Raw genomic sequence first — 22,643 nt, forward strand, 5'->3', positions numbered from 1 at the left:
GCGCCCCGAAATACGTGAAGGCCCCCTTCACCGCGCTAGACGCGGTGAAGGGGGCCTTCACGTACTGAAATCAGGCCGCCGGGGTGAACAACAGCGCCGTGTTGTGCCCGCCGAAGCCGAACGAGTTGCTGATCGCCGCGCTCAGCTCCACCTTGCGAGCCTCACCGGAGACGACGTCGAGCTGCACCTTCGGGTCCAGGTTCTCCAGGTTCAGCGTCGCCGGGATGAGCCCGTGGTAGATCGCCAGGATCGTGGCGATGCCCTCGACCGCGCCCGCGCCGCCGACCAGGTGGCCGAGCGCGCCCTTGGGAGCGGTCACCACGACGTGCTCGCCGATGGCGTTGCGGATCGCCGCGGCCTCGCCGACGTCGCCGACGACCGTCGAGGTCGCGTGCGCGTTGACGTGGCCGACGTCGGTCGGGGAGACCCCGGCCATCGTCATCGCCTGCCGCATGGCGGCGATCTGGCCGACGCCCTCCGGGTGGTTGCCCGTGATGTGGTAGGCGTCCGAGGTGATCCCGTACCCGCTCAGCTGCGCGTAGATCCGCGCGTTGCGGGCCTTGGCCCGGTCCGCCCGCTCCAGGATCACGACACCGGAGCCCTCGCCGAGGACGAAACCGTCACGGTTCACGTCGAACGGCCTGGACGCCTTCGCCGGGTCGTCGTTGCGGGTGGACACCGTCCGCGCCTGGGCGAAACCGGCGAGGGTGATCGGGTGGATGCACGATTCGGCACCACCGGCGATCACGACGTCGGCACGACCCGACCGGATCATCTCGTAGCCGGCGGCGATGCCTTCCGCGCCCGACGCGCAGGCCGAAGCGGGCGAGTGCACACCGGCACGTGCCTTCAGGTCGATCCCGACGTGAGCGGCGGGGCCGTTCGGCATCAGCATCGGCACGGTGAGCGGGGAGACCTTGCGGAGTCCCTGCTTGTGCAGAAGGTCGTTCTGGGAGATCAGGGTGACCGGACCGCCGACACCGGTACCGATGGTCACCCCGAGGCGCTCGGGTTCCACATCCTGATGCTCGTCGGTCGGCTGCTCGAAACCCGCGTCCGCCCAAGCCTGGCGGGCGGCGATGAGCGCCACCTGCTCACAGCGGTCCAGCCGCCGGGCCTGAACCCGCGGCAGGACTTCGGACGGGTCGACGGCGAGCATGGCGCCGATCTTCACCGGCAGTTCGAGTTCGTCGACCCAGTCGGCTTCGATGCGGCGGATCCCGCTCGCCCCGGCGAGCAGGCCGTCCCACGTGGACGCGACGTCCCCGCCGAGCGGCGTGGTCGCGCCCATCCCGGTGATCACGACGTCGTTGTTGCTCATTGGAGTCTCCCCAAGGTCGGCGCCAATCAAGAAGTCGGACTTACTTGGAGTTGGCCGACACGTAGTTCACCGCGTCGCCAACGGTCTTCAGGTTCGCCAGCTCGTCGTCCGGGATCTTGACGCCGAACTTGTCCTCGGCCTGGACAGCGATCTCCACCATGGACAGCGAGTCGATGTCGAGGTCGTCCACGAAGGACTTCTCGGCGGTCACGTCGTCCTGCGCCACACCGGCGACCTCTTCGACGATCTCGGCGAGGCCGGCGAGGATCTCTGCGTTGTCTGCCACTGGTTGTTCCCTTCTCGGTGATGCTTTCGGCTGCCCCGCGGACACGGTGCCCGCGGGGGAAGTATTCATCACGGGCAGACGAAGGCCTGGCCCGCGTAGGAGAGTCCGGCCCCGAAGCCCACGGCGAGCACGACGTCGCCCTGTTTCACGGTGCCGGCCTTGCGCATGTGGTCCAGCGCGAGCGGAATCGACGCGGACGAGGTGTTGCCCGAGTACTTGATGTCGTCGGCGACGACCATGTCCTCGCGGGCACCCTTGGCGCGCAGCTTCTTGGCGATGGCCTCGACGATGCGCAGGTTGGCCTGGTGCGGGATCAGGACGTCCACATCGGACGGTTCGAGCCCGGCCAGTTCCAGTGCCTGCAAGGCGATCGGCGCGATCTGCGTGGTCGCCCAGCGGAAGACCGACTGGCCCTCCTGGTAGATCCACTTGTCGTCGCGCATGTAGATCAGGTCGACGTGCTCGCCCGCGCTGCCCCAGGCGACCGGGCCGATCTGCGGGGTGTCGGCCGCGCCGACCACCGCCGCGCCGGCGCCGTCGGCGAAGATGATCGCGTTCGCGCGGTCGACCGGGTCGACGTGGTCGGTGAGCTTCTCGGCACCGATGACGAGCGCCTTCTTCGCGCTGCCCGCCCGGATGAGGTCCGACGCGACGCCGATGCCGTAACAGAATCCGGCACAGGCGGCGTTGAGGTCGAAGGCGGCCGGATGCGTGATGCCGATCCGGTCGGCCACCTGCGCGGCGGCGTTCGGGATCTGGGTGGGCATCGTGCAGTTGGGCAGGATGACCGTGTCCACTTCGGACGGGTCCACACCGGCGTCGGCCAGCGCGGCGGTGCCCGCCTTGACCGCCATGTCGACCAGCGACTCGTCCTTCTCGGCGAACCGGCGCTCGACGATGCCGACCCGCTCGCGGATCCACTGGTCGTTGGTGTCCATGATCTTCGAGAGATCGTCGTTGGTCACGATCTTCTCGGGCTGGAAGCTCCCGACACCGAGGATGCGGGTCCCGGCGGCGCCCGGCGCCTGCCGCAAAGTGGATCGGTCGGTCACGAAGCGTCCTCCTGCCCCTGAAGCTTCGCCAGCTCGGCAGGCGTCTTCAGAGCGATCGTGGTGGTCACGGTTCCCTTGAGCTGCCGCTTGACCAGCCCGGTCAGCGTGCCCGCCGGCGGAAGTTCGAGCGTCGAGGTGACACCCGCGGTGACCAGACCGTCCATGGTCAGATCCCAGCGAACCGGGCTCGTGACCTGCTTGACCAGCCGGTCGAGGTACTCGGCCCCGCTGGTGACGACCTGGCCGTCGGCGTTCGACAGCAGCGGACGCGTCGGGTCCGCCGGGGTGATCTTCGCAGCGTGGGCGGCCAGCGCTTCACGCGCGGGTGCCATGTAGGAGGTGTGGAACGCGCCCGCGACCTTGAGCGCGCGGACCTTGGTGCCCTCCAGCGGCTCGGCCACGATCTTCTCGATCGCGTCGGCGGCGCCGGAGGCGACGATCTGGCCGGCGCCGTTGCGGTTCGCCGCGGCGAGACCGTGGCCCTCGAGCCACGCGACGACCTGCTCCGGGTCGCCGAGCATGACCGCGGCCATGCTCGTGGGCTCCAGCGCGCACGCCTTCGCCATCTCGGCGCCGCGGACGGCGGCCAGCGCGACGGCGTCTTCGGGGCTCAGCACGCCGGCGATGGCGGCGGCCGCCAGTTCGCCGACGGAGTGACCGGCGACCGGCGCGTCCGCGGCGACCGGGGCCTCACGCTGAAGGTGCTCGAAGGCCAGCAGTGACAGCGCCACGATCAGCGGCTGCGTGATCGCGGTGTCCTGGATCTCTTCGGCGTCCGCTTCGGTGCCGAGGCGGACGAGGTCGAGACCGGCCCGCTCGGACCAGGCTTCGACGCGCGCGCGGGCACCGTCGAGCTCGAGCCAAGGGGTGAGCATGCCTGGGGCTTGGGAACCCTGACCGGGGGCGAGGACTGCAACTGTCACCCCATTAGAGAACACTCTCGGCCACCATGGTCGTGATGCCGACGCTCACCAAGTCCGGCCGACGTAATTGTCGGAACCCTCCAAAAGCGTCTTCCTGATCTCCGCGCTTAACCCAAAAGCCTTGTCGGGTTCAACCAGCTTTCCCTATGAAGTCCGTCACTGAACTGTCTATGCCGCGGTCGTGAACGGGTCGCCGGGCCGTGACTTTGCGGGGTCGGCTGAAGCGGGTGCCGAGGCGGCCCGCCGCCCCGTTCGCGAGCCCTTCGGGCAAAACGCGGCACCTCAAAAGATCAAAAGACCTCGGTCGCCTCAGCCTGGGTCGAGTTCCGCTCGGTCGGCTCGGCAGACGCCGTCACCAGAGGCCGCGGGCACGGGCCAGCCGCCCGACGGTCAGCGCCACCTTCAGCACCCAGGCGTCCCGCGATTCGGCGGCGTGGCGGCCGGTCAGTTCCGCCGCCTTCCGCAGCCGGTACCGGACGGTGTTCGGATGCACGAACAGCGTCCGCGCGCAGGTCTCCAGGACACCGCCGCTGTCGAGGTAGGTCTCCACCGTCCGCAGCAAGGCCGGGCCCGCTTCTTCGAGCGGTCGCGCGATCTGCTCCACGAGCAGGCGTTCGGCCTCGGGGTCGCCGGACAACGCGCGTTCGGGCAACAGGTCGATCGATCTCGCGGGCCGGGGCGCGCCGGGCCAGCCGACGACGGCGCGCAGGCCGGAGAGCGCTTCGGTCGCGCTGTGGTGCGCTTCGGCGAGGGTGGGCACCGTCGGGCCGGCGACGACCGGGCCGTCGGCGAAGGCGACCGACAGCTTGGCGAGGATCTCGCGGTCCTTGACGCTGCCGTCGGTGGGACCGGCGACCACCACGACCAGCCGGGATCCCTGCACCGAAAGCAGCACGGGGCGCCCGACCCTGGCGGCGCGGCTGCGGACCTCGAACACGACGGCGGGCGGGTCGTCCGACGTCGGGGTGCCGACCACCGCGGTGGCGGGCGCGGCCGGATCCCAGCCGAGCGCGGCGGCGCGGGAGAGCACCGCCTCCTCGGCGTCGCCGCGGACGATGCCGTCGACGACCAGTGCCTCCAGTCGCGCGTCCCAGGCGCCGCGCGCCTCGGCGGCGGCCGCGTAGGAGTTGGCGGCGGCGAACGCGATCTCCCTGCCGTAGCGCAGGATCCCTTCGATCAGCGCGGCGCGTTCGGCTTCGTTCGCGGCGAATTCCGGCAGTTGCTCCTCGAACACCTCGATCGCCAACCGCACCATGCCGACCGCCTGTCGCAGGCTCACCCAGCGGGACAGTTCGGCGGGCGCTTCGCGGAAGGCCTCGGTGGTGAGGGAGAGCGCCTCCTTGGCGTCGCGGAGCCAGTCGACGAAACCGGCGGCACCCGCCTGGGTGATCAGCAGGACGCTCGCGCGCTGGTCGGCGGGGAGGCGGGCGAACCAGCTCAGCCGCTCTTCCATCACCGCCACGCTCGCGCTCGCGAGCCGGCCGGAGGCGTGCTCGAGCCGCCGGAGGGTCTTGGCGGACAGCCCGTGGTGCTTGGGGACACGCCGTCCGGAAGTCGCATCAGCCATGGTCAGCCGATCCTAGTCCGGTGGGCAAAGGGGGCGTGGTCCTGCGGTCTCCCGGCTCTTCTGTCCGAAGTGGATGGTCAAGACCGAGAAATTGCGAAATGTGTTCGCATAAAACTCGAGGCCGCCCGGCGCTCGCGTTTTTCGCTGCGCCGGACGGCCTCGTCTCCCCGGTCCCCACCGGTAGGACAAGTATGGGACTTGTCGATCTTTTCCCGCTAGCTCACTCACTCGATCGTGGGTCGCCGAGTTGCCGGTGCGGTGCTCGTGATCAACGATCCCTCGCAAGCCGCACCGGTGTTGGGCGCGGATGCGCAGAGGAGGGAGTTCGCCGTGGGCGAGCAGCTGAAAGACGGTCTGGGACAAGCATGGAACCTTGTCGCCACCTTCGTGCCGAAATTGATCGGTTTCCTGATCATCCTGCTGATCGGCTGGTTGATCGCGAAAGCCGTGTCGAAGGCATTGGGACTGGTTCTGTCGAAGATCGGTTTCGGCAAGCTCATCGAGAAGACCGGGCTCACCGGAACGCTCAAACAGGCGAATGTCGACGCGGGCGGGATCCTCGTCAAACTCGTGTACTACTTCATTCTCCTGATCGCGCTGCAGCTCGCGTTCGGCGTATTCGGTGAGAGCAATCCGGTCAGCGCGCTGCTCAACGACATCATCGCGTTCCTGCCGCGGATCCTGGTGGCGCTGGTGCTGGTGATCGTCGCGGCGGCCGTGGCGAAGGTCGTCCGCGACCTGGTGACCGGGGCCCTGTCGACCCGGCCCGCGGGACGGCTGCTCGGCACCATCGCCTACTGGATGATCATGGCGTTCGGCATCATCGCCGCGCTCGGCCAGGTGAACATCGCCACCGCGATCACCGGACCGGTCCTGATCACCGTGCTCGCCACCATCGGCGGCGTGATCGTCGTCGGCTTCGGCGGCGGCCTGATCAAGCCGGCGCAGGACCGCTGGCAGGGCTGGCTGGCCACTCTGCAGGGGCAGCTGGAGGCCGGTGACGCCAAGCGGGAGGTCCGTTCGGAGCCGCCGACTTCGCCCGTGGGCATCGGTCGCGTAGATTCCTGAGCATCCCGCGGGCCCGGTGATCGAGGAAGGCACCGGGCCCGCGCGGAGTCGAAGGGGCCCATCGCCGCGGAACACGCGGTGAAGGGCCCTTTCGCGTCTCCTCAGCACCCCTCGAGCCGCTCGTCTGTTCCGCACCTCACACTCCCTAGGGAATGGGGCCGGAACGGAGCATGTTGGAGCGGTAGACGGAGAGGGGTGCGGACGTGGACTTCCTGCTGCACAACGGTGTCACGGTGCTCGGACAATGGATCTCCTTCGCCGAGCTGGCGGGGCAGATCTTCGCGCTCGCCGTGGTCTTCCTGGCGCAACGCCGCACGTTGTGGACGTGGCCGGTCCAGGTCGGGGCCACCGTGCTGTTGTTCTCGGTCTACGTCTCCGCGCATCTCGGCGGGCTCGCGACCAGGCAGATCGCGATCCTCGCCATCTCGATCTACGGCTGGTGGGCCTGGTCCCGCCGCAGCGACCCGGTCTACGGCGTCGTCGTCCGCAAGGGCCGTCTCGGCGAGCGGCTGGCGATGGCCGGCGCGTTCGCGATCGGCACCACCGCGATGGCGCTGGTCCTCGACGCGCTGGACGCCTCGTGGGCGCCTTGGCCGGACGCCGCGATCTTCGTCGGCACGCTGGTGGCCTTCGCCGCGCAGGGCGCGGGTCTCGTCGAGTTCTGGCTGGTGTGGCTGGTCGTCGACGCGATCGGCGTACCGCTGCAGCTCTCGTCGGGCCTGTACTTCTCGGCGGCGGTGTACATCGTGTTCGCCGGCTTGGTCGTGCACGGCTGGTGGAGCTGGAACCGGACGGCGAAGCAGGTCCGCACCGCGCCGTCCGGAGTCACGACGGCCTCCGCCTGACCGCGTTTCGTCCTCTGAACGCGGTAGTCGGCGATACGAACCACCGCATTCAGAGGACGAAACGCGCGGGGGTCAGCGCATGGTGGCGTGTGACGGCTTGAGGTCGGCCAGGGTGCGGACACCCAGCAGCTGCATCGTCCGGACCATCTCGGCGCGCAGGATGTCCACGCACCGCTGAACCCCGCGCTCGCCGCCGGCCATCAGGCCGTAGAGGAACGCGCGCCCGATGAGCACCGCGTCCGCGCCGCGCGCGATGGCGGCCACGATGTCGCCGCCGGACAGGATGCCGGTGTCGACCCACACCTCGGCGTCGCCCTGGATCTCGTCGAGCACCGCGGGCAGCAGCTCGATCGGCGTCGGCGCGCGGTCGAGCTGGCGGCCGCCGTGGTTGGACAGCAGGACCGCGTCGGCGCCGTGCTTGACCACGTCACGCGCGTCGTCGACGTTCTGGATCCCCTTGACCACGAGCTTGCCCGGCCAGGTCTGACGGACCCAGTCGAGGTCGTCGAAGTTCAGGGTCGGGTCGAAGAGCTGGTTGAGCAGTTCGGCGACCGTGCCGTCGAACTGGCTCAGCGACGCGAAGGTCAGCGGCTCGGTGGTCAGCAGGTTGAACCACCACGCCGGATGCATCGCGCCGTCGACGAAGGTCTTGAGGGTGAGCGCGGGCGGGATGGTCAGCCCGTTGCGGACGTCGCGCAGCCGCGCTCCCGCGACCGGGGTGTCCACCGTCAGCATGAGCGTGTCGAAGCCGGCGGCCCAGGCGCGATTCATCAGATCTTCACCCGCTTTGTGGTCGCGCCAGACGTAGAGCTGGAACCACTTGCGGGCCTCCGGGGCGGCCGCGGCGAGGTCTTCGATGGACGTCGTCGCCATCGTCGACAGTCCCATCGGGATGCCGTTGCGCTGCGCGACGCGGGCCACCGCGGACTCGCCCTCGTGGTTCATCATGCGGGTGAACCCGGTCGGCGCGAACGCGAACGGCAGCTCCGAACGCTTGCCGAGGATCTCCTTGCCCGTGTCCACATCGGACACACCGCGCAGGACGTTCGGATGGAATTCCACGCTGCGGAAGGCCTGCCGGGCGCGGCGGAGGCTGTCTTCCAGTTCCGCGGCGCCGTCGGTGTAGTCGAACGCTGCCCGCGGCGTCCGCTTGCGGGCGAGCATCCGCAGGTCGGCGATCGTGTGCGCGCCCGCCAGCCGTCGGTCGGTCGGGTTGAGCACGATCGGCTTCGGCCGCAGGATCTGCTTCAGCTCACTCGGCTTCGGCAGTCGACGCTTGGTCACACTCGCTCACCCTTTCCGCAAACATCCGATGTCTCACCCTAGCTGCTCCGCCGCCGGACGCAATGAAGGGACCTTTCCTTGCGAAATTTGCAAGGAAAGGTCCCTTCATCTCAGCGTCAGGCGCTGCCGGAGTCCGACAACTGCGGACCCGCGGCGGCGACGTCGTCGAGACGGTACTTGCGCGCCGCCTCCGCCGCCTTCGACCGGTCGATCTCGCCGCGCTTGGCCAGCGCGCTCAGCGTGCCGACCACGATCGACTGGGCGTCGACCAGGAACTTCCGCCGGGCGGCGGGACGGGTGTCGGAGAACCCGAACCCGTCGGTGCCCAGCGTCAGCATGTCGGTCGGCACCCAGGGGCGGATGAGATCCGGCACGGCCCGCATCCAGTCCGACACCGCGACGACCGGCCCGTTCGCGCCGGACAGCTTCTGCGTGATGTACGGCACACGCGGGGAGTCGCCAGGGTGGAGCAGGTTGTCGTGGTCGACCTCGACGGCCTCGCGCCGCAGCTCGGTCCACGACGTCGCCGACCACACGGCCGCGCGTACGCCCCACTCCTCGGCCAGCATCTGCTGGGCCCGCAGCGCGTCCGGCATGGTGACACCGGAGACCAGGATCTGCGCCTCCGGTCCGTCGCCCGACGGGGCGTCCGCGTACTTGTAGAGACCCTTGAGCAGGCCGTCGACGTCGAGGTTCTCGGGCTCGGCGGGCTGCTGGTAGGGCTCGTTGTAGATCGTCATGTAGTAGAAGATGTTCTCGCCGTTGCCGTCCGGCCCGGTCTCGCCGTACATCCGGCGAAGGCCGTCCCGCACGATGTGAGCGATCTCGAACGACCATGCCGCGTCGTAGGCCACGACGGCCGGGTTGGTCGCCGCCAGCAGCAGCGAGTGCCCGTCGGCGTGCTGGAGGCCTTCACCGGTCAGCGTGGTGCGGCCGGCGGTGGCGCCGAGCACGAAACCGCGGGCCATCTGGTCGGCCGCCGCGTAGAGGCCGTCACCGGTCCGCTGGAACCCGAACATCGAGTAGAAGATGTAGATCGGGATCATCGGCTCGCCGTGCGTGGCGTACGAGGTGCCGACGGCGGTGAACGACGCGGTCGAGCCCGCCTCGTTGATGCCCTCGTGCAGGATGACGCCCTTTTCGGACTCCTTGTAGGCCAGCATCAGGCTCGCGTCGACCGACGTGTACGTCTGGCCGTGCGGGTTGTAGATCTTGGCCGTCGGGAACATCGAGTCGAGACCGAAGGTGCGCGCCTCGTCCGGGATGATCGGGACGATCCGCTTGCCGATCTCGGAGTCCTTCGCCAGCTCGCGGACGAGCCGGACGAACGCCATCGTGGTGGCGACCTCCTGCTTGCCCGAGCCCTTGCGGATGCCTTCGTAGACCTTGTCGCCGGGCAGCACGAGGGCCTTCGAGGCCTTCGGGCGGCGCTCCGGCAGGAACCCGCCGAGCGCGCGGCGGCGGCCGATCATGTACTCGATCTCCGGCGATTCCTTGCCGGGGTGGTAGTACGGCGGCAGCTTCGGGTCGCGCTCGAGCTCCTCGTCGCTGATCGGGATGCGCTGGGCGTCCCGGAACAGCTTGAGGTCGTCGAGGGTGAGCTTCTTCATCTGGTGCGTGGCGTTGCGGCCCTCGAAGGACGGTCCGAGGCCGTAACCCTTGATGGTGTGGGCCAGGATCACCGTCGGCTGGCCGTGGTGCTCCAGCGACGACTTGTAGGCCGCGTAGACCTTGCGGTAGTCGTGCCCGCCGCGCTTGAGGTTCCAGACGTCGGCGTCGGTGAGGTCCTTGACCAGTTCCTTGGTCCGCGGGTCGCGGCCGAAGAAGTGCTCGCGGACGAACGCGCCGTCGTTGGCCTTGTAGGTCTGGAAGTCGCCGTCCGGCGTGGTGTTCATCAGGTTGACCAGGGCGCCGTCACGGTCCGCGTGCAGCAGCGAGTCCCACTCGCGGCCCCAGATGACCTTGATGACGTTCCAGCCGGCGCCGCGGAAGTACGACTCCAGCTCCTGGATGATCTTGCCGTTGCCGCGCACCGGGCCGTCGAGCCGCTGCAGGTTGCAGTTGATCACGAAGGTCAGGTTGTCGAGGCCCTCGCTCGCGGCCACGTGGATGAGGCCGCGCGATTCCGGCTCGTCCATCTCGCCGTCGCCGAGGAACGCCCAGACGTGCTGGTCGCTGGTGTCCTTGATGCCGCGGTCGCGCAGGTAGCGGTTGAATCGCGCCTGGTAGATCGCGTTCATCGGGCCGAGGCCCATGGACACGGTCGGGTTCTCCCAGAACTCCGGCATGAGCCGCGGGTGCGGGTACGACGGCAGGCCGCCGCCCTCGCCGGCGTGCGAGAACTCCTGCCGGAAGCCGTCCAGCTGGTTCTCGGTCAGCCTGCCCTCGAGGAACGCGCGGGCGTAGATGCCGGGGGAGGCGTGGCCCTGGATGAAGATCTGGTCGCCGCCGCCCGAGTGGTCCTTGCCGCGGAAGAAGTGGTTGAAGCCCACTTCGTACAGCGCGGCGGAGGAGCCGTAAGTCGAGATGTGCCCGCCGACGCCGACGCCGGGACGCTGCGCGCGGTGCACCATGATCGCGGCGTTCCACCGGATGTAGGCGCGGTACCGGCGCTCGATCTCCTCGTCACCGGGGAACCAGGGTTCGTTCTCGGTGGGGATGGTGTTGACGTAGTCCGTCGACGTCAGCGCCGGGACGCCGACGTGGCGTTCCCTGGCCCGCTCGAGGATGCGCAGCATCAGGTACCGGGCGCGCTGCTGACCACCCCTGGCCAGCGCCTCGTCGAAGGAGTCCAGCCATTCGGCGGTCTCCTCCGGGTCGATGTCGGGCAGGTGCGCCGCCAATCCGTCACGGATGACGCGGACGCGTGCCGGGGTCTCCTTGCCGGAGGCGCCGTCGTTCTGCGGGGCCAAGGGGTCTCCTTGCGAAAGGTGGTAGCTGGTTGTGCTCGTACGCGGGCGTGTTCGCCGTCCATCGTCGTCCTCCGGTTCCGTTCGCGTCACCGCTACTGATCGGTAACGTTCGCGGACCCGATTGCGACACGCCTCGCACGCGCCTGTACTCGCGCGCGCGTTTTCTCTCCCACCCTAAAGCAGGCCGTTCGGAGGTGCCCAGGCGCGCCCGAATTGACCCCGTGAGAGTGGGCTGAATGTCCGTACGCCGCGACACGAGTTGTTCAAGATCCGGTGTGGACGGTTGCGCGGAACGCTTCACCAGTGTTCGCTAACGGGCATCGTGTACCCGAGTGTGGTGCCCGCCCGGTCGATGAGGCCGGCGCGACACCACGCTCCGTCGTAGTTGGAGGAGTGACAGCAGTGGTCGCCGCGGGAGACGCTGATCAGAGCAGCGTCGCCGAAAGGCTCGGGATCAAGCCGGACATGGTGGTCCAGGAGATCGGCTGGGACGAGGACGTCGACGACGACCTTCGTGCGGCGATCGAGGAACAGATCGGCGGCGACATCCTCGACGAGGACGCCGACGAGGTCATCGACGTGGTGCTGCTGTGGTGGCGCGAAGACGACGGTGATCTCGGTGACACGCTGATCGAGGTCCGGACTCCCCTGAACGAGAACGGCGTGATCTGGGTGCTGACCCCGAAGACGGGCCAGCCAGGGCATGTCGAGCCGAGTGACATCGCCGAGGCGGTGCCGCAGGTCGGACTGGCCCAGACGGCCAACATCAGCGCCGGCCCCAAGTGGGCGGGCACCCGGCTGGTTTCGCCGAAGTCGTCCAAGACCAAGCGGTGACTTCTCCAGGCGCGCGATCGACACGATAGGGTTGTCGTCGCAGGCCCCTGTTCGCTCTTGAGAGGAAACCGCCGGTATGGCCGTCGAGGTCGGATCGCAAGCCCCGGACTTCACGCTCAACGACTACAACAAGCAGTCCGTGACGCTGTCGTCCTTCAAGGGCGAGAAGCCGGTCCTGCTCGTGTTCTACCCGTTCGCGTTCAGTGGCATCTGCACCGGTGAGCTGTGCCAGCTCCGCGACGAGTTCGCGGACTACGACGGCCAGGGCGTCCAGGTGATCGGCGTGTCCGTGGACACCCCGTTCTCGCTCAAGGCGTGGGCCGAGCAGGAGGGCTACCAGTTCCCGCTGCTTTCGGACTTCTGGCCGCACGGTGAGGTCGCGAAGGCGTACGGCGTCTTCAACGAGGCGGCCGGCCTGGCCACCCGCGGCACCTTCCTGATCGACAAGGACGGCGTCGTGCGGTTCGCCGAGGTCAACCAGCCCGGCGAGGCGCGCGACCAGCAGGCGTGGAAGAAGGCCGTGGCCTCGCTGGCCTGAGTCTTCACGGTGGCACCCGTGCGCGGGTGCCACCTCCCGGGCGCATAGCTCAGCGGGAGAGCACTCGGTTTACACCCGAGCGGTCGTAGGTTCGATCCCTACTGCGCCCACCGAAAACCCGGCGACACCCCGCTCGAGCGGGACTACCTTGAGCCGGATGCACGACCTCACGTGGCGGCCACTGCGGCCCGAGGACGCCCAGGCGTCGGCCGACCTCCTCAACGCGATGGAGACCGTCGACGGGATCGGCGAGAACTACACGGCGGAGGACACCCTCCAGGAGCTGGTCGACCCGTACGCGGACCTGGAACGGGCGAGCCTCGCGGCCTTCGACGGCGACGTGATGGCCGGCTACATGAAGATCCGCTTCAAGCCGTCCGCGGAGGAGATCCATCGGGTCTTCCTCGACGGGGGAGTCCATCCCGCGTATCGACGGCGGGGGATCGGCGGCGCGCTCGTCGACGCGGGGGTGGCGGCGGCGAAGGTGGTGCACGCGCTGCACCATCCGGACGCGAAACTCGTGGTCGACGTCAACCGGCCGGAGCGCATCGCCGGGCTGGCCGAGCTCGTCCGGTCCCGAGGGTTCGCGCCGGTGCGCTACTTCCAGCGGATGGAGCACTCGCTCTCAGGGTTGGATGCTGCGGAGCTTCCTGACTGGTTCACGGTCGAGCCGTGGTCGGAGCGGAACGACGAGGACTTCCGAGCGGTCCGGAACGCGGCGTACCGGGACTACTGGGGCGCGGTGCCGATGCCCGCCGATCTCTGGCGGAACAAGATCACCAACCAGACCTTCCAGCCTGAGGCCAGCTTCCTGCTTCGGGAGGAGGGCGTCGCGGTCGGGATGCTGGTGACCATGTGGTGGGAGGCCGACACGGAGGCCACCGGCGTCCGCGACGCGCACTTCATGGCGATCGGGACGCTTCGGGAGCACCGGCGGCGGGGTGTCGCGAGCGCGTTGATGGGGCACGCGCTGCGGGCCGCCGCCGAGCAGGGCTACGACCGCGCGAGTTTGAACGTGGACTCGGCGGATCCGGCGGGGGCGTTCGGGGTGTTCGAGAAGGCGGGTTTCGTGCCGACGATGCGGTACGTGCGCTGGGCGCTCGAAGCCTGACGCATTTAGTCGACTAAACGCGCGCAAGACACGTGAAGGCCCCCTTCACTCGGCTCAGCCGAGGGAAGGAGGCCTTCACGCACCCCCAACACCTGTGGAACGTCTTCGGTTTTCGGCGGTCTGGTCTGCCCCCTCGGCAGGCCAGACCGCCGGTGCGCCGCGCCGCGGGTGGCGAACTTTCGGCTGCACAAGACAGGAGACGGTCGGGACTGCCCAGATACATCAAGATCGGCGGCCATTGGAGTGATCCGGGCCGCGAGGGGCGATCACGGTGAGCGACTAGGCGCGGATCAGCCGGTTCGCCAGGGTCGACATCGTGTAGGCGCCGATGCCCATGACGACTTCGAGGGCGTTCCGTTCGGTGTATCCGTGCCCGAAGAAGGTCCGCAGGGTCTCGTCGTCGACGGCGCCCGCGGTTTCGAGCACCGCCACCGTGAACTGCCGGATGGCCTCCAGTCGCTCGTCGGGGACGGGCTGCTGCGAGCGGAGCGCCGCGATGACGTCGTCGTCGGCGCGATGTCCCTTCAGCTTGCCGGTGTGGATCTCGACGCAGATCTCGCAGCCGTTGCGGGTCGCCACGGTCATCACGACCGTTTCCCGTGCGAGCGGGTCGAGTGTGGTCCGTTCGAAGCTCGCGCTCAGTTTCAGGAATCCGTCGAGCAGTTCGGGCGACGACGCCTGCCGGGCGACGGCGGTGGGGAGGTGCCCGAACTTCCGGATGGTCGCTTCCATGGCGCGACGCGAGGCTTCGGGGGCGGTTTCGACGGTGTGATCGGTGAACAAGGCTTCCCCTTAAGATGGTCAACGTGGTTGACGAAAAGGTAAACCAGGTTGTCGAATCTGGCAAGCAGGTTCGCGAAACTCCCGGCTTCGAGCTGCCGCTGCTGCTGTTCGCGGGCTTCCGCTCGATGATCGACCGGCTGCACGCCGAACTCGCCGAACAAGGACATCCGGACGTCCGCCCGGTGTACGGCTTCGCCATGCAGGCGATCGGCCGCGAAGGCGCGACGGCGAGCGAGATCGGGCGGCGGCTCGGGGTCAGCAAGCAGGCGGCGGGCAAGACCGTCGACAAACTGGAGCAGCTCGGCTACGTCGCGCGCGTCGACGACCCGGCCGACGCGCGGCGCAAGGTCGTGCGGCTCACCGGCCGCGGGTTCGACTCACTCGGCCGGTCGGCGGCGATCTTCGAGGAATTGCGCAAGGAGTGGGCAGGCACGTTGGGTATCGACAGGGTCCGCGAGCTCGAAGCCGACCTTCGCACGATGGTGCCCTCAGGCGGCTTCCGCCTCGATGTCGCCAGCTGGTTCGGCGCCTAGAACGGGCAGCCGGGATTCGGCGCGTCCTGCGAGAGCGGGCTCCCGTGTGGCAGCACGTAGAGCACCTCCAGCACCACCGGTGTCGTCCCGAGGTTCCGTCCGATGTGGACGGTGTCGCTCGGCTCGGTGAAGACGGCGCCCTTCCGGTACAGGCCGTCGAGCCCGCAGTCGGCCGAGTTGTGCGTCAGCGTGCCCGCTTTCACGTACGCGTAAAGCTTTCCGTCGTGATAGTGCCAGCCGGTGTAGCCGCCGGGCTGGATGACGACCTCGCGCAGCACGTAGTCGGTGTTCCCCACCGTCCGCTGCTCGAAGATCGTCCCGGTCACCCCCGATCCGGGAGTCGCCCCGGCCGTCGCGGGGACGGCGAGCGCGAGGACGAGGGTGGCGAGCAGCGTGGTCACGGACCGCAGGCGCATGAACGAACGGTACCGCGATCGGCACTGCCCGAAAGGGTCGTTCATTCCGCCCGAAGCGTCCGCCGCAGCATCTTGCCGCTCTCCGTCCGCGGCAGCCGGTCCCGGAAGTCGAACCGGCGCGGAGTCTTGAATCCGGCGAGCTCGGCCCGGCAATGCGCTTCGAGCCGTTCCGCCAGCGCGGGATCCCCGGTGACGCCCTCGACCGGCTGCACGACGGCGACGACGCGTTGGCCCCATTCGGGATCAGGCTCGCCGATCACCGCGACGTCGGCGACGTCGGGATGGCTCAGCAGCCGCGCTTCGATCTCGGCCGGATAGATGTTCACGCCACCGGAAAGGATGAGATCCGTCCGCCGGTCGCACAGGAACACTCGCCCCTCGGCGTCGAGATAGCCGACGTCCCCGACGGTCACGAACTCCCCGGATCGCGCGGCGGCCGTCTTGCCCGGATCGCCGTGGTAGTCGAATTTCGTGTGCGCGGAACTGAAATAGAGCATCCCGGCCTCGCCCGTGGGGAGCTCGCGGCCGTCGTCGTCGAGAACCTCGACCCGCACGCCGTCCAGCGGCTTGCCGACGGTGCCCGGTGCGGCGAGCCATTCGCGCGCGTGCACCGCCGTGATCAGGCCCTCGGACGCGCCGTAGTACTCGTGGACCACCGGTCCGAGCCAGGCGAGCATCCGCTCCTTGACCTCACGGGGGCACGGCGCGGCGCCGTGGATCACCGACGTCAGGCTCGACAGGTCGTGGCGCGCACGCACGTCCTCGGGCAGTCGCAGCAGGCGGTGGAACATCGTGGGCACCAGATGCGTACTCGTCACGCGGTGCTTTTCGGTGAGCCGCAGCGTTTCCGCGGCGTCGAACCGGTCCATGAGGACGAGCGTGTGCCCGAGATGCAGGGTCGCGGTCGAGAACATCCCGGGCGCCGCGTGGTAGAGCGGGCAGGCGACGAGGTGCACGCCGTGCCCTGGCCGGACGTCCAGGCGTTCGAGCGTGTGCGCGTAGATCGGGTGCAGCGCGGGCGGTTGCCCGGAAAGGGCGCGCCGGACGCCTTTGGGACGCCCCGTGGTCCCGGACGTGTAGAGCATCGTCTGGCCGGCGGTCCGCCGCTCCGGCGTCGTCGTGGGCAGGTCCGTTCCCCAAGCCGCGTACTCGGCCCAGCCGGGTGTCTCGCCGCGCGAAAACCGGTGCAGGCCGGACAGTTCCGAGGTGCACGTCGCCGCGATGTCCGCGTCCGCGACGGCGACCTTGGCGCCGCTGTCGGCCGCGATGTAGGCGATCTCGGCGGGTGAGGACCGGTGGTTGACCGGCGTGAAGTACATCCCCGCCTGCAAGGTCGCCAGCAGGAGTTCGTAGTAGGTGAGTCCATTGTGGATGATCGCGACGACACCGTCGCCCTCGCCGAGACCGAGTGCCCGCAAGGCGTGGGTCAGCTGATTCGCCCGCGCCGAAAGCACGCCGAAGGTGGTCTCGCGGCCGTCGACGTCGATCACCGCGACGCGGCCAGGGTCCTGGGCGGCGACTTCGTAGAAGGTGCTCATCCCGGGCTCCTCAGGGATTCGAGATGCCGCCGGAGCACCGCGCGCATCAGCTCCGGCGAAGTCCGGCCCGCCGACACCGCGAGCCCGTCCAGCAGCGCGGCGAGCCGTTCGGTCTCGACGTTCAGATCGACGTCGCCGAGCAGGCCGCCCGCTTCGTTCGCGCCCTCGAGCACCCGGCGGACGAGGAACCGGACTCCCTCGTACATGCGCTTGGCCTCCTCCGCGAGGTCGGGCCGGTTCTTCGCGGCGGCCGAGAATGCCAGCCAGACGTCGGCTTCGGCGCGGGTCTGTTCGGTGAGCGGAAGAAGCTCGCCGAGGAACGCCTCGGTGGCTTCCTGACGCCGTGAGCGTGGTGTCGCGGGGTCGAGCAGAACGGGGATGTGCCCCGCCAGCCGCGCCTCCAGCCGGTCGCCGAGCGCGCGCATGGCGAACACGATCAGTTCGTCGTGGCCGCCGAAGTAGTGCCGCACCGAACCGATCGCGAGACCGGCCTCCTCGGCCACACTCCTGAGTGACGCCTGCGCGAGACCGTCCCGCTGGATCACCCGGAAGACGGCTTCGGCTATCTCCAGGCGGCGGGCTTCCGGGTCGACGATCTTGGGCACGTTGTCTTTATAGCACGACCTTGCTATTTTATTTGGCACAGTCATGCTACAAAGGGGGAGTTCATGCGGACCTGGTTGCTGATCGCGCTGGTGGTCGCCGCGGTGATCGTGCTCATCGTGCGCAGGCTGCGCGGCGAGCCGCTGGTGGCCCGGGAGGTGTTCGGGGCGCCGGTGATCCTGCTCGGGATCGGCGTCTACGGCTTGGTCAAACTGGAGATCTTCACTTTGACCGACGGTCTGTGGCTCGCGCTGGGGTCCGCGGTCGGGTGCGGTCTCGGCGCGGTGCGTGCCACCACCACGAAACTGTTCGAGCGCGACGGCGTGCTGTGGCTGCGCTACACCGGCTGGACGTTCGGCGTCTGGATGCTGTCGCTGCTGGTGAACTTCGGGATCGGGTTCCTGGCCACCACGGCTGGGGCGCATCCCGACGCGCGGCCGGTGACGCTGTCGATCGGCGTCAGCCTGCTGGGGGAGGCGCTGGTGATCGCCAAGCGCGCGAAGACGACGGGGCTGCCGTACGCCCCGCCGTCCGATTCGCTGCTTTCCCGCCGTTAGGCCAGTTTCCCGACTTCGCCGACGAGGAGCGCGATGTCGTCTTCGGTGTTGAAGTAGTGCACCGAAGACCGGACCATCGGCGGCAGTCCGCGCTCGGCGAAGTCGAACTGGGCGGACGTCGCCTCGGTGACGCTGACGTTGATCTTCGCCGCGGCCAGACGCTGTTTCACTTCCTGCGACGGCGTTTTCGCCACGCTGAACGTGACGATCCCGCACTGCCGCACGCCCTGGTCGTGGACACGGACACCGGGGATCTCGCGGAGCGCGTCACGCAGTTTGGCCGCGAGCGCGGCGACGCGGTCTTCGATGGCGGGCATGCCCCATTCGAGGGCGTAGTCGATGGCCGCGCCGAGACCGTGCAGGGCGGCGTGATCGCGTTCCCAGACCTCGAACATCTTCGCCGTCGGATCGACTTCGTAGCTTTCGGGCGTCGTCCACGCCGCCGAGTGAAGATCGAGCATCGCGGGCTCGACGCGTTCACGCAGCCGCGGGTGCGCATAGAGGAATCCGGTGCCCCGCGGTCCGCGCAGGTACTTGCGGCCGGTCACGCTGAGCGCGTCGCAGTTCAGGCGCGCGACGTCGAGGTCGATCTGGCCGGCGCTCTGGCACGCGTCCAGCAGGAACGGGATCCCGGCCGCCCTGGCCACCGCGCCGATCTCCTCGGCCGGGTTCACCAGCCCGCCCTGGGTCGGCACATGCGAGACGGCGATCAGCTTGACGTGGCCGTCGATGCGGCGCTCGAGGTCCTCGACGTCCAGTTGCCCGGACTCGTCGTTGTCGACCACCTCGACGACGGCGCCGGTGCGCTTCGCGATCTGCAGGAAGGAGATGACGTTGCTCGCGTACTCGGATTTCGCCGTCAGGATCCGGTCTCCGGCGGCGAACGGCAGCGCGTAGAAGATCGCCTGCCAGGAGCGGGTCGCGTTGTCGGTCAGGGCGATGTCGGCGGGGTCGGCGCCGACGAGCCGGGCGGCCGACGCGTAGACGCCGTTCATCCGCTCCACGGTCGCCGCGGCCTGCTCGTATCCGCCGATCAGGGCCTCTTCGCGCAGATAGTCGACGACGGTGTCGGTCACCCGCGCGGGCGGCAGCGACGATCCGGCGTTGTTGAGATGGACCACCTCCGCACAGCCCGGGGTTTCGGTGCGAGCGCGGTGCACATCGAAGTCCGTCATGCCTAACTGAATACAGTACGGCCGAAGTGCATGCAATACTGCACCGATGACGAGGAACCTGCTCCGCCGCGACCTTGCGGAGGAGATCACCGCTCGCGTGCTCGACGGCCGGATCGCCGCGGACAGCCGCATCAACGAGGTGCACCTCGCCCGCGAACTGGGCGTCAGCCGCACCCCGTTGCGCGAGGCGCTGATCGGGCTGGCCGATCGCGGCCTGCTCGTCTCGGCGCCGAACCGGGGTTTCCTCGTGCCGCCGTTCGATCCGGAGGAGGCCCGGCAGCTGTACCCGCTCGTCGCGGAGCTGGAATCGCTCGCGTTGCGCTGGAGTTCGCCGCAGGACCTCGCCGGGCTCACTGGCGGCCTGGACCGGATCGCCGACGAGATGGCCGAGGAGCTCGGGCGGCAGGGTGGTCTGTCCACTTTGGATGATCGATGGCACGCGCTGCTCGTCTCGCGGTGCACGAATCCGCATCTGCTGCGGTTGCTGGAACAGACGAAGCCGCTGCTGAAACGCTACGACGCGCGCTATTTCGGTGGCGTCGAGCGTTCGAGGGAGAGTATCGACGAGCACCGCCGGATCGCCGAGGCGATCCGCGCCGCGGACCTCGACGCGGCCGTCGGGCTGCTCGGGCGGAACTGGGTGAAAACGTTGGCATATCTGGAAGACATGGGGTGACACGATGTTCGTGACGGCACATCTGAGCGACAACCATCTCGACGGCGGGGAGCGCGCCGACGAACGGACGGCGCGGGTCATGCGGTACCTGGAGGGCCTGGCGACACCGGTCGACGCGATCCTCGTGACCGGTGACATCTCCGACCACGGCACCGTCGAGGAGTACCGGCGCGCGGCCGAGCTGTTCAAGACCGACACACCGCTCTTCACCTGCCCCGGCAACCACGACAAGCGCGGCCCGTTCCGGGAAGGGCTGCTCGGGCAGGCGCCGGACGAATCCCCGGTCAACGTGGCGCACACGGTCGGAGACGTCACGTTCGTCATGGCCGATTCGAGTATCCCGGGCAAACCGGACGGGCAGTTCGACGACGAGACCATGGCGTGGCTGGACAGCGTCCTCGCCGACGGGGACGGCCCCGCCTTCATCGCCTTCCACCATCCGCCGGTCCCGCTCGGCCTGCCGCTGGTGGACGCGATGCGCCAGTACGGCGAGGACAAGCTGGCCGAAGTGCTTTCCCGTCACCCGCGCGTGGTCGCCCTGCTCTGCGGGCACGTCCACACCGCGGCGTCGACGACGTTCGCCGGCGTGCCGCTGCGGTCGGCGCCCTCGGTCGGGTCGAGCATCCTGTTCCCGTGGGAGGAGAACGGTCTCCGGCACTGGAGCGAAGGCGGCCCGATCGACTACGACCTGCCGCCGTCGCTGCTGTTCCACGTGCTGCACGACGACGGCAGGCTGACCACGCACCAGCGGGTCGTGCCTGCCTGAACACACGCTCGCGGCCGAGGTGGGGCGAAGGTGGCGTGTTGCGAAAGCCACTTTCGCAACCTTCAACGTTGCGAAAGTGGCTTTCGCAACGTCCGTGGCGGCGGGAAGCGGGCCTTTACGCGCCTGGCCCGTGAGCAGCCGCAGCCAGAATCCGGTAGGTACCTGAGGCACCCTTGGCTTAACCCGAACCGCCACTCACGACCCGGCGAACACCGGCAGCGTGATCCTGGACGGGTGCGCGGGGTCGTGGAAGATCTCGAACCGCGCGGGTTTCCCGTCCACCGCGCTGAACACCGGTTCGTCGGTGCCGTGGTTGCGGGCGAAGCGAGGGAACGCTCCGCCCGCGACCTGCACCCGCAGCCGGTGGCCGCGCCGGAACCGGTAGGCCGTCGGGTCGAGCTGGATCCCGGCCGCGACCACACCGTCCACATCGGACTTAGGATCACCGGGGCGCAGCCGGAGGACGCCGTCCGTGACATTGCGGGAGACGCCGCGACGGTCCACATCGCACAGCCGGACGAACACGTCGCCGTGCCCGAGGTCGGTCCGGAGGTGCACCAGTGCGGAGATCTCGCCGATGACGTCGAGGTCGCGCTCGAGCACGTCACCGGTGAAGAGGAGCACGTCCCGCCGCGCTTCGACTTCCTTGTTGTCCTGTTGTTTCTGCACGCCCGACAGCAACGGGCCGCCGACGGTCGGCGTGGGATCGGCCGGATCGAAGGTGAACGTGCCCGGTTTCGACTCGACGGGGTCGGCGACGGAAAGCCCGCCGGGGCGCAGGAAGTACGGGGTGGCGTCGGACTCGGGCGGCCAGTTTTCGAAGTCCAGCCAGCGTCCGGAGCCCTGGAGGTACAGGCGCACGGGCGACTGCCTCAGCGGCGCGCGATCGCCGAGGAGATGCGCGGAGAGGAAGCCGATCTGGTCGGTGATCAGGGTTTTCAGGCTGGCGGGCTCACCGTGCGCCCACGGTCCGATGGTGATCCTCGGTTCGCGTCCGGCCGCGGCGAGCTCCTTGAAATCGCGCAGCTGGGCGGAGATGAACAGGTCGTACCAGCCGGTCACCATGCTCACCGGTGTCCGCAGGGCGGCGACCTCGGCGCTGTGGTCCGACGGCGCCCAGAAATCGTCGCCGGGTTCGGCGTGCCGGGAGACGTCCTGCAGGAACCGCACCTGCTTGCCGATGGCCGCGACGTCCGCACCGGAAACCGGCAGATGCGCCATGGCCCGGCGGGTCTTCTTCGTCTGCCAGGGATTCGGCAGACCGGCGAACCGGCCTTCCTGCCGTCCGATCAGCGCCGACCACGACACCATGTTGTCGACCGCGAGGATCCCGCCGGGATAGAAGGTCGAGACGAATTCCGACGCGGTGACACCGAGGCAAAGGGCTTCGAGCGGCTCGTCGAGGTACGGCGCGACGGCCCATTGCGTATGGCCGAGGTAGCTGGCGCCCGCCATCGCGACCCGGCCGTCGCACCATGGCTGTGCACGCAACCAGGCGACGGTGGCGAGGCCGTCCTCCTTCTCCAGGTGGAACGGCCGGAATTCGCCGCCAGAGCCGAAGGTCCCGCGAGTGCTCTGGAGGACCACCTGCAGCCCGTGCCGGGCGAACGTCTCGCCGAAGATCTTGCCCATCACGCCTTTGCGGCCGTACGGCGTGCGGATCAGCACGACCGGCCGGGGCTCGTCGCCCGGAACGGCGTAGCGATCCGCCAGCAGACGGACGCCGTCGGGCATCGGGACGGGGATCGCCTTGGTCACCGAGGGGGCGGGGCCCTCGGCGGGCGGGAGGCCGAGGTACCGGTCGAGAAGTCGGTCGAGCACGCTGGCCGCCTTTCGTGCGGAGGATCACCTTCCG

General features: G+C 68.9%; 22 protein-coding genes and 1 tRNA gene. 10 read left to right on the forward strand and 13 right to left on the reverse strand.

Annotated elements, in window-relative coordinates:
• Positions 1-70: 70 nt before the first annotated feature.
• The 5 genes from DMC64_RS41320 to DMC64_RS41340 form a co-directional block, all read right to left on the reverse strand.
• Positions 71-1,321: a beta-ketoacyl synthase gene (locus tag DMC64_RS41320; RefSeq protein ID WP_037342398.1), complete on the reverse strand. Its 1,251-nt coding sequence runs from the start codon at positions 1,319-1,321 to the stop codon at positions 71-73.
• A gap of 40 nt (positions 1,322-1,361) precedes the next feature.
• Positions 1,362-1,607, reverse strand: coding sequence for an acyl carrier protein (locus DMC64_RS41325; protein WP_004559006.1), 246 nt, complete (start codon positions 1,605-1,607; stop codon positions 1,362-1,364).
• A 68-nt stretch (positions 1,608-1,675) separates the two neighbouring features.
• The gene (locus DMC64_RS41330) at positions 1,676-2,659 is read right to left on the reverse strand and encodes a beta-ketoacyl-ACP synthase III (RefSeq protein WP_125737946.1); all 984 of its coding nucleotides are present in this window, start codon (positions 2,657-2,659) and stop codon (positions 1,676-1,678) included.
• Positions 2,656-3,582 carry an ACP S-malonyltransferase gene (locus tag DMC64_RS41335; protein WP_255432951.1) on the reverse strand — a complete coding sequence of 309 codons (927 nt, stop codon included), beginning with the start codon at positions 3,580-3,582 and terminating at the stop codon, positions 2,656-2,658. Before DMC64_RS41335 ends, DMC64_RS41330 begins: the two co-directional genes overlap by 4 nt.
• A gap of 352 nt (positions 3,583-3,934) precedes the next feature.
• Entirely contained in the window at positions 3,935-5,149 is a 1,215-nt protein-coding gene (locus tag DMC64_RS41340; protein ID WP_037342401.1) for a CdaR family transcriptional regulator, read from the reverse strand.
• A 330-nt stretch (positions 5,150-5,479) separates the two neighbouring features.
• On the opposite strand from DMC64_RS41340, the gene DMC64_RS41345 reads away from it, so the two are divergent.
• Together DMC64_RS41345 and DMC64_RS41350 are read left to right on the forward strand one after the other, a co-directional pair.
• A complete protein-coding gene (locus DMC64_RS41345; protein WP_125737948.1) occupies positions 5,480-6,217 on the forward strand; it encodes a hypothetical protein in 738 nt (245 codons plus the stop codon).
• A gap of 203 nt (positions 6,218-6,420) precedes the next feature.
• Positions 6,421-7,062: a nicotinamide mononucleotide transporter family protein gene (locus DMC64_RS41350; RefSeq protein WP_037342402.1), complete on the forward strand. Its 642-nt coding sequence runs from the start codon at positions 6,421-6,423 to the stop codon at positions 7,060-7,062.
• 72 nt (positions 7,063-7,134) lie between these two features.
• Here the strand turns inward: DMC64_RS41350 and DMC64_RS41355 are convergent, their stop codons facing one another.
• Both DMC64_RS41355 and aceE read right to left on the reverse strand, forming a co-directional pair.
• A complete protein-coding gene (locus DMC64_RS41355) occupies positions 7,135-8,346 on the reverse strand; it encodes an alpha-hydroxy acid oxidase (protein WP_007032785.1) in 1,212 nt (403 codons plus the stop codon).
• A 116-nt stretch (positions 8,347-8,462) separates the two neighbouring features.
• Positions 8,463-11,258: a pyruvate dehydrogenase (acetyl-transferring), homodimeric type gene (aceE, locus tag DMC64_RS41360; protein ID WP_037342404.1), complete on the reverse strand. Its 2,796-nt coding sequence runs from the start codon at positions 11,256-11,258 to the stop codon at positions 8,463-8,465.
• Between the two features lie 402 nt (positions 11,259-11,660).
• Here aceE and DMC64_RS41365 point away from each other — a divergent pair, with 402 nt between their 5' ends.
• The 4 genes from DMC64_RS41365 (at position 11,661) to DMC64_RS41380 (ending at position 13,741) form a co-directional block, all read left to right on the forward strand.
• Positions 11,661-12,092, forward strand: coding sequence for a DUF3052 domain-containing protein (locus tag DMC64_RS41365; protein ID WP_016336117.1), 432 nt, complete (start codon positions 11,661-11,663; stop codon positions 12,090-12,092).
• A gap of 76 nt (positions 12,093-12,168) precedes the next feature.
• Positions 12,169-12,630 carry a peroxiredoxin gene (locus DMC64_RS41370; protein WP_037342406.1) on the forward strand — a complete coding sequence of 154 codons (462 nt, stop codon included), beginning with the start codon at positions 12,169-12,171 and terminating at the stop codon, positions 12,628-12,630.
• Between the two features lie 38 nt (positions 12,631-12,668).
• A tRNA-Val gene (locus DMC64_RS41375) sits at positions 12,669-12,740 on the forward strand.
• Between the two features lie 47 nt (positions 12,741-12,787).
• The gene (locus DMC64_RS41380; RefSeq protein ID WP_125737949.1) at positions 12,788-13,741 is read left to right on the forward strand and encodes a GNAT family N-acetyltransferase; all 954 of its coding nucleotides are present in this window, start codon (positions 12,788-12,790) and stop codon (positions 13,739-13,741) included.
• 279 nt (positions 13,742-14,020) lie between these two features.
• Here DMC64_RS41380 and DMC64_RS41385 read toward each other — a convergent pair whose 3' ends face one another.
• On the reverse strand, positions 14,021-14,524 hold the full coding sequence (locus DMC64_RS41385; protein WP_125737950.1) for a carboxymuconolactone decarboxylase family protein: 504 nt from the start codon (positions 14,522-14,524) through the stop codon (positions 14,021-14,023).
• Between the two features lie 14 nt (positions 14,525-14,538).
• Here DMC64_RS41385 and DMC64_RS41390 point away from each other — a divergent pair, with 14 nt between their 5' ends.
• A complete protein-coding gene (locus tag DMC64_RS41390; RefSeq protein ID WP_125737951.1) occupies positions 14,539-15,057 on the forward strand; it encodes a MarR family winged helix-turn-helix transcriptional regulator in 519 nt (172 codons plus the stop codon).
• Here the strand turns inward: DMC64_RS41390 and DMC64_RS41395 are convergent.
• From DMC64_RS41395 to DMC64_RS41405, 3 genes are read right to left on the reverse strand one after another with little or no spacing between them, the layout of a single operon-like run.
• Positions 15,054-15,473 (reverse strand): cupin domain-containing protein, encoded by a 420-nt coding sequence (locus DMC64_RS41395; protein ID WP_037342659.1) that lies wholly within the window; start codon positions 15,471-15,473, stop codon positions 15,054-15,056. The two genes, DMC64_RS41390 and DMC64_RS41395, sit on opposite strands and share 4 nt — an antisense overlap.
• Before the next feature lie 41 nt (positions 15,474-15,514).
• Complete coding sequence (locus DMC64_RS41400) at positions 15,515-17,011, reverse strand: AMP-binding protein (RefSeq protein WP_125737952.1); 1,497 nt, start codon at positions 17,009-17,011, stop codon at positions 15,515-15,517.
• Entirely contained in the window at positions 17,008-17,616 is a 609-nt protein-coding gene (locus tag DMC64_RS41405) for a TetR/AcrR family transcriptional regulator (protein ID WP_125737954.1), read from the reverse strand. Before DMC64_RS41405 ends, DMC64_RS41400 begins: the two co-directional genes overlap by 4 nt.
• A 63-nt stretch (positions 17,617-17,679) precedes the next feature.
• On the opposite strand from DMC64_RS41405, the gene DMC64_RS41410 reads away from it, so the two are divergent.
• Positions 17,680-18,171, forward strand: coding sequence for a hypothetical protein (locus DMC64_RS41410; protein ID WP_037342412.1), 492 nt, complete (start codon positions 17,680-17,682; stop codon positions 18,169-18,171).
• On the opposite strand, the gene DMC64_RS41415 is transcribed toward DMC64_RS41410, so the two are convergent.
• Complete coding sequence (locus DMC64_RS41415) at positions 18,168-19,346, reverse strand: aminotransferase class V-fold PLP-dependent enzyme (RefSeq protein WP_125737955.1); 1,179 nt, start codon at positions 19,344-19,346, stop codon at positions 18,168-18,170. The two genes, DMC64_RS41410 and DMC64_RS41415, sit on opposite strands and share 4 nt — an antisense overlap.
• A gap of 46 nt (positions 19,347-19,392) precedes the next feature.
• Here DMC64_RS41415 and DMC64_RS41420 point away from each other — a divergent pair, with 46 nt between their 5' ends.
• Together DMC64_RS41420 and DMC64_RS41425 are read left to right on the forward strand one after the other, a co-directional pair.
• Entirely contained in the window at positions 19,393-20,022 is a 630-nt protein-coding gene (locus DMC64_RS41420; protein ID WP_125737957.1) for a GntR family transcriptional regulator, read from the forward strand.
• A 4-nt stretch (positions 20,023-20,026) separates the two neighbouring features.
• Entirely contained in the window at positions 20,027-20,788 is a 762-nt protein-coding gene (locus tag DMC64_RS41425) for a metallophosphoesterase (RefSeq protein ID WP_125737959.1), read from the forward strand.
• Positions 20,789-20,983: 195 nt separating this feature from the next.
• On the opposite strand, the gene DMC64_RS41430 is transcribed toward DMC64_RS41425, so the two are convergent.
• Positions 20,984-22,609: a CocE/NonD family hydrolase gene (locus DMC64_RS41430; protein ID WP_125737961.1), complete on the reverse strand. Its 1,626-nt coding sequence runs from the start codon at positions 22,607-22,609 to the stop codon at positions 20,984-20,986.
• Between the last annotated feature and the right edge of the window lie 34 nt (positions 22,610-22,643).

Source organism: Amycolatopsis sp. WAC 04197 (genome assembly GCF_003947475.1).
Classification (GTDB): domain Bacteria; phylum Actinomycetota; class Actinomycetes; order Mycobacteriales; family Pseudonocardiaceae; genus Amycolatopsis; species Amycolatopsis japonica.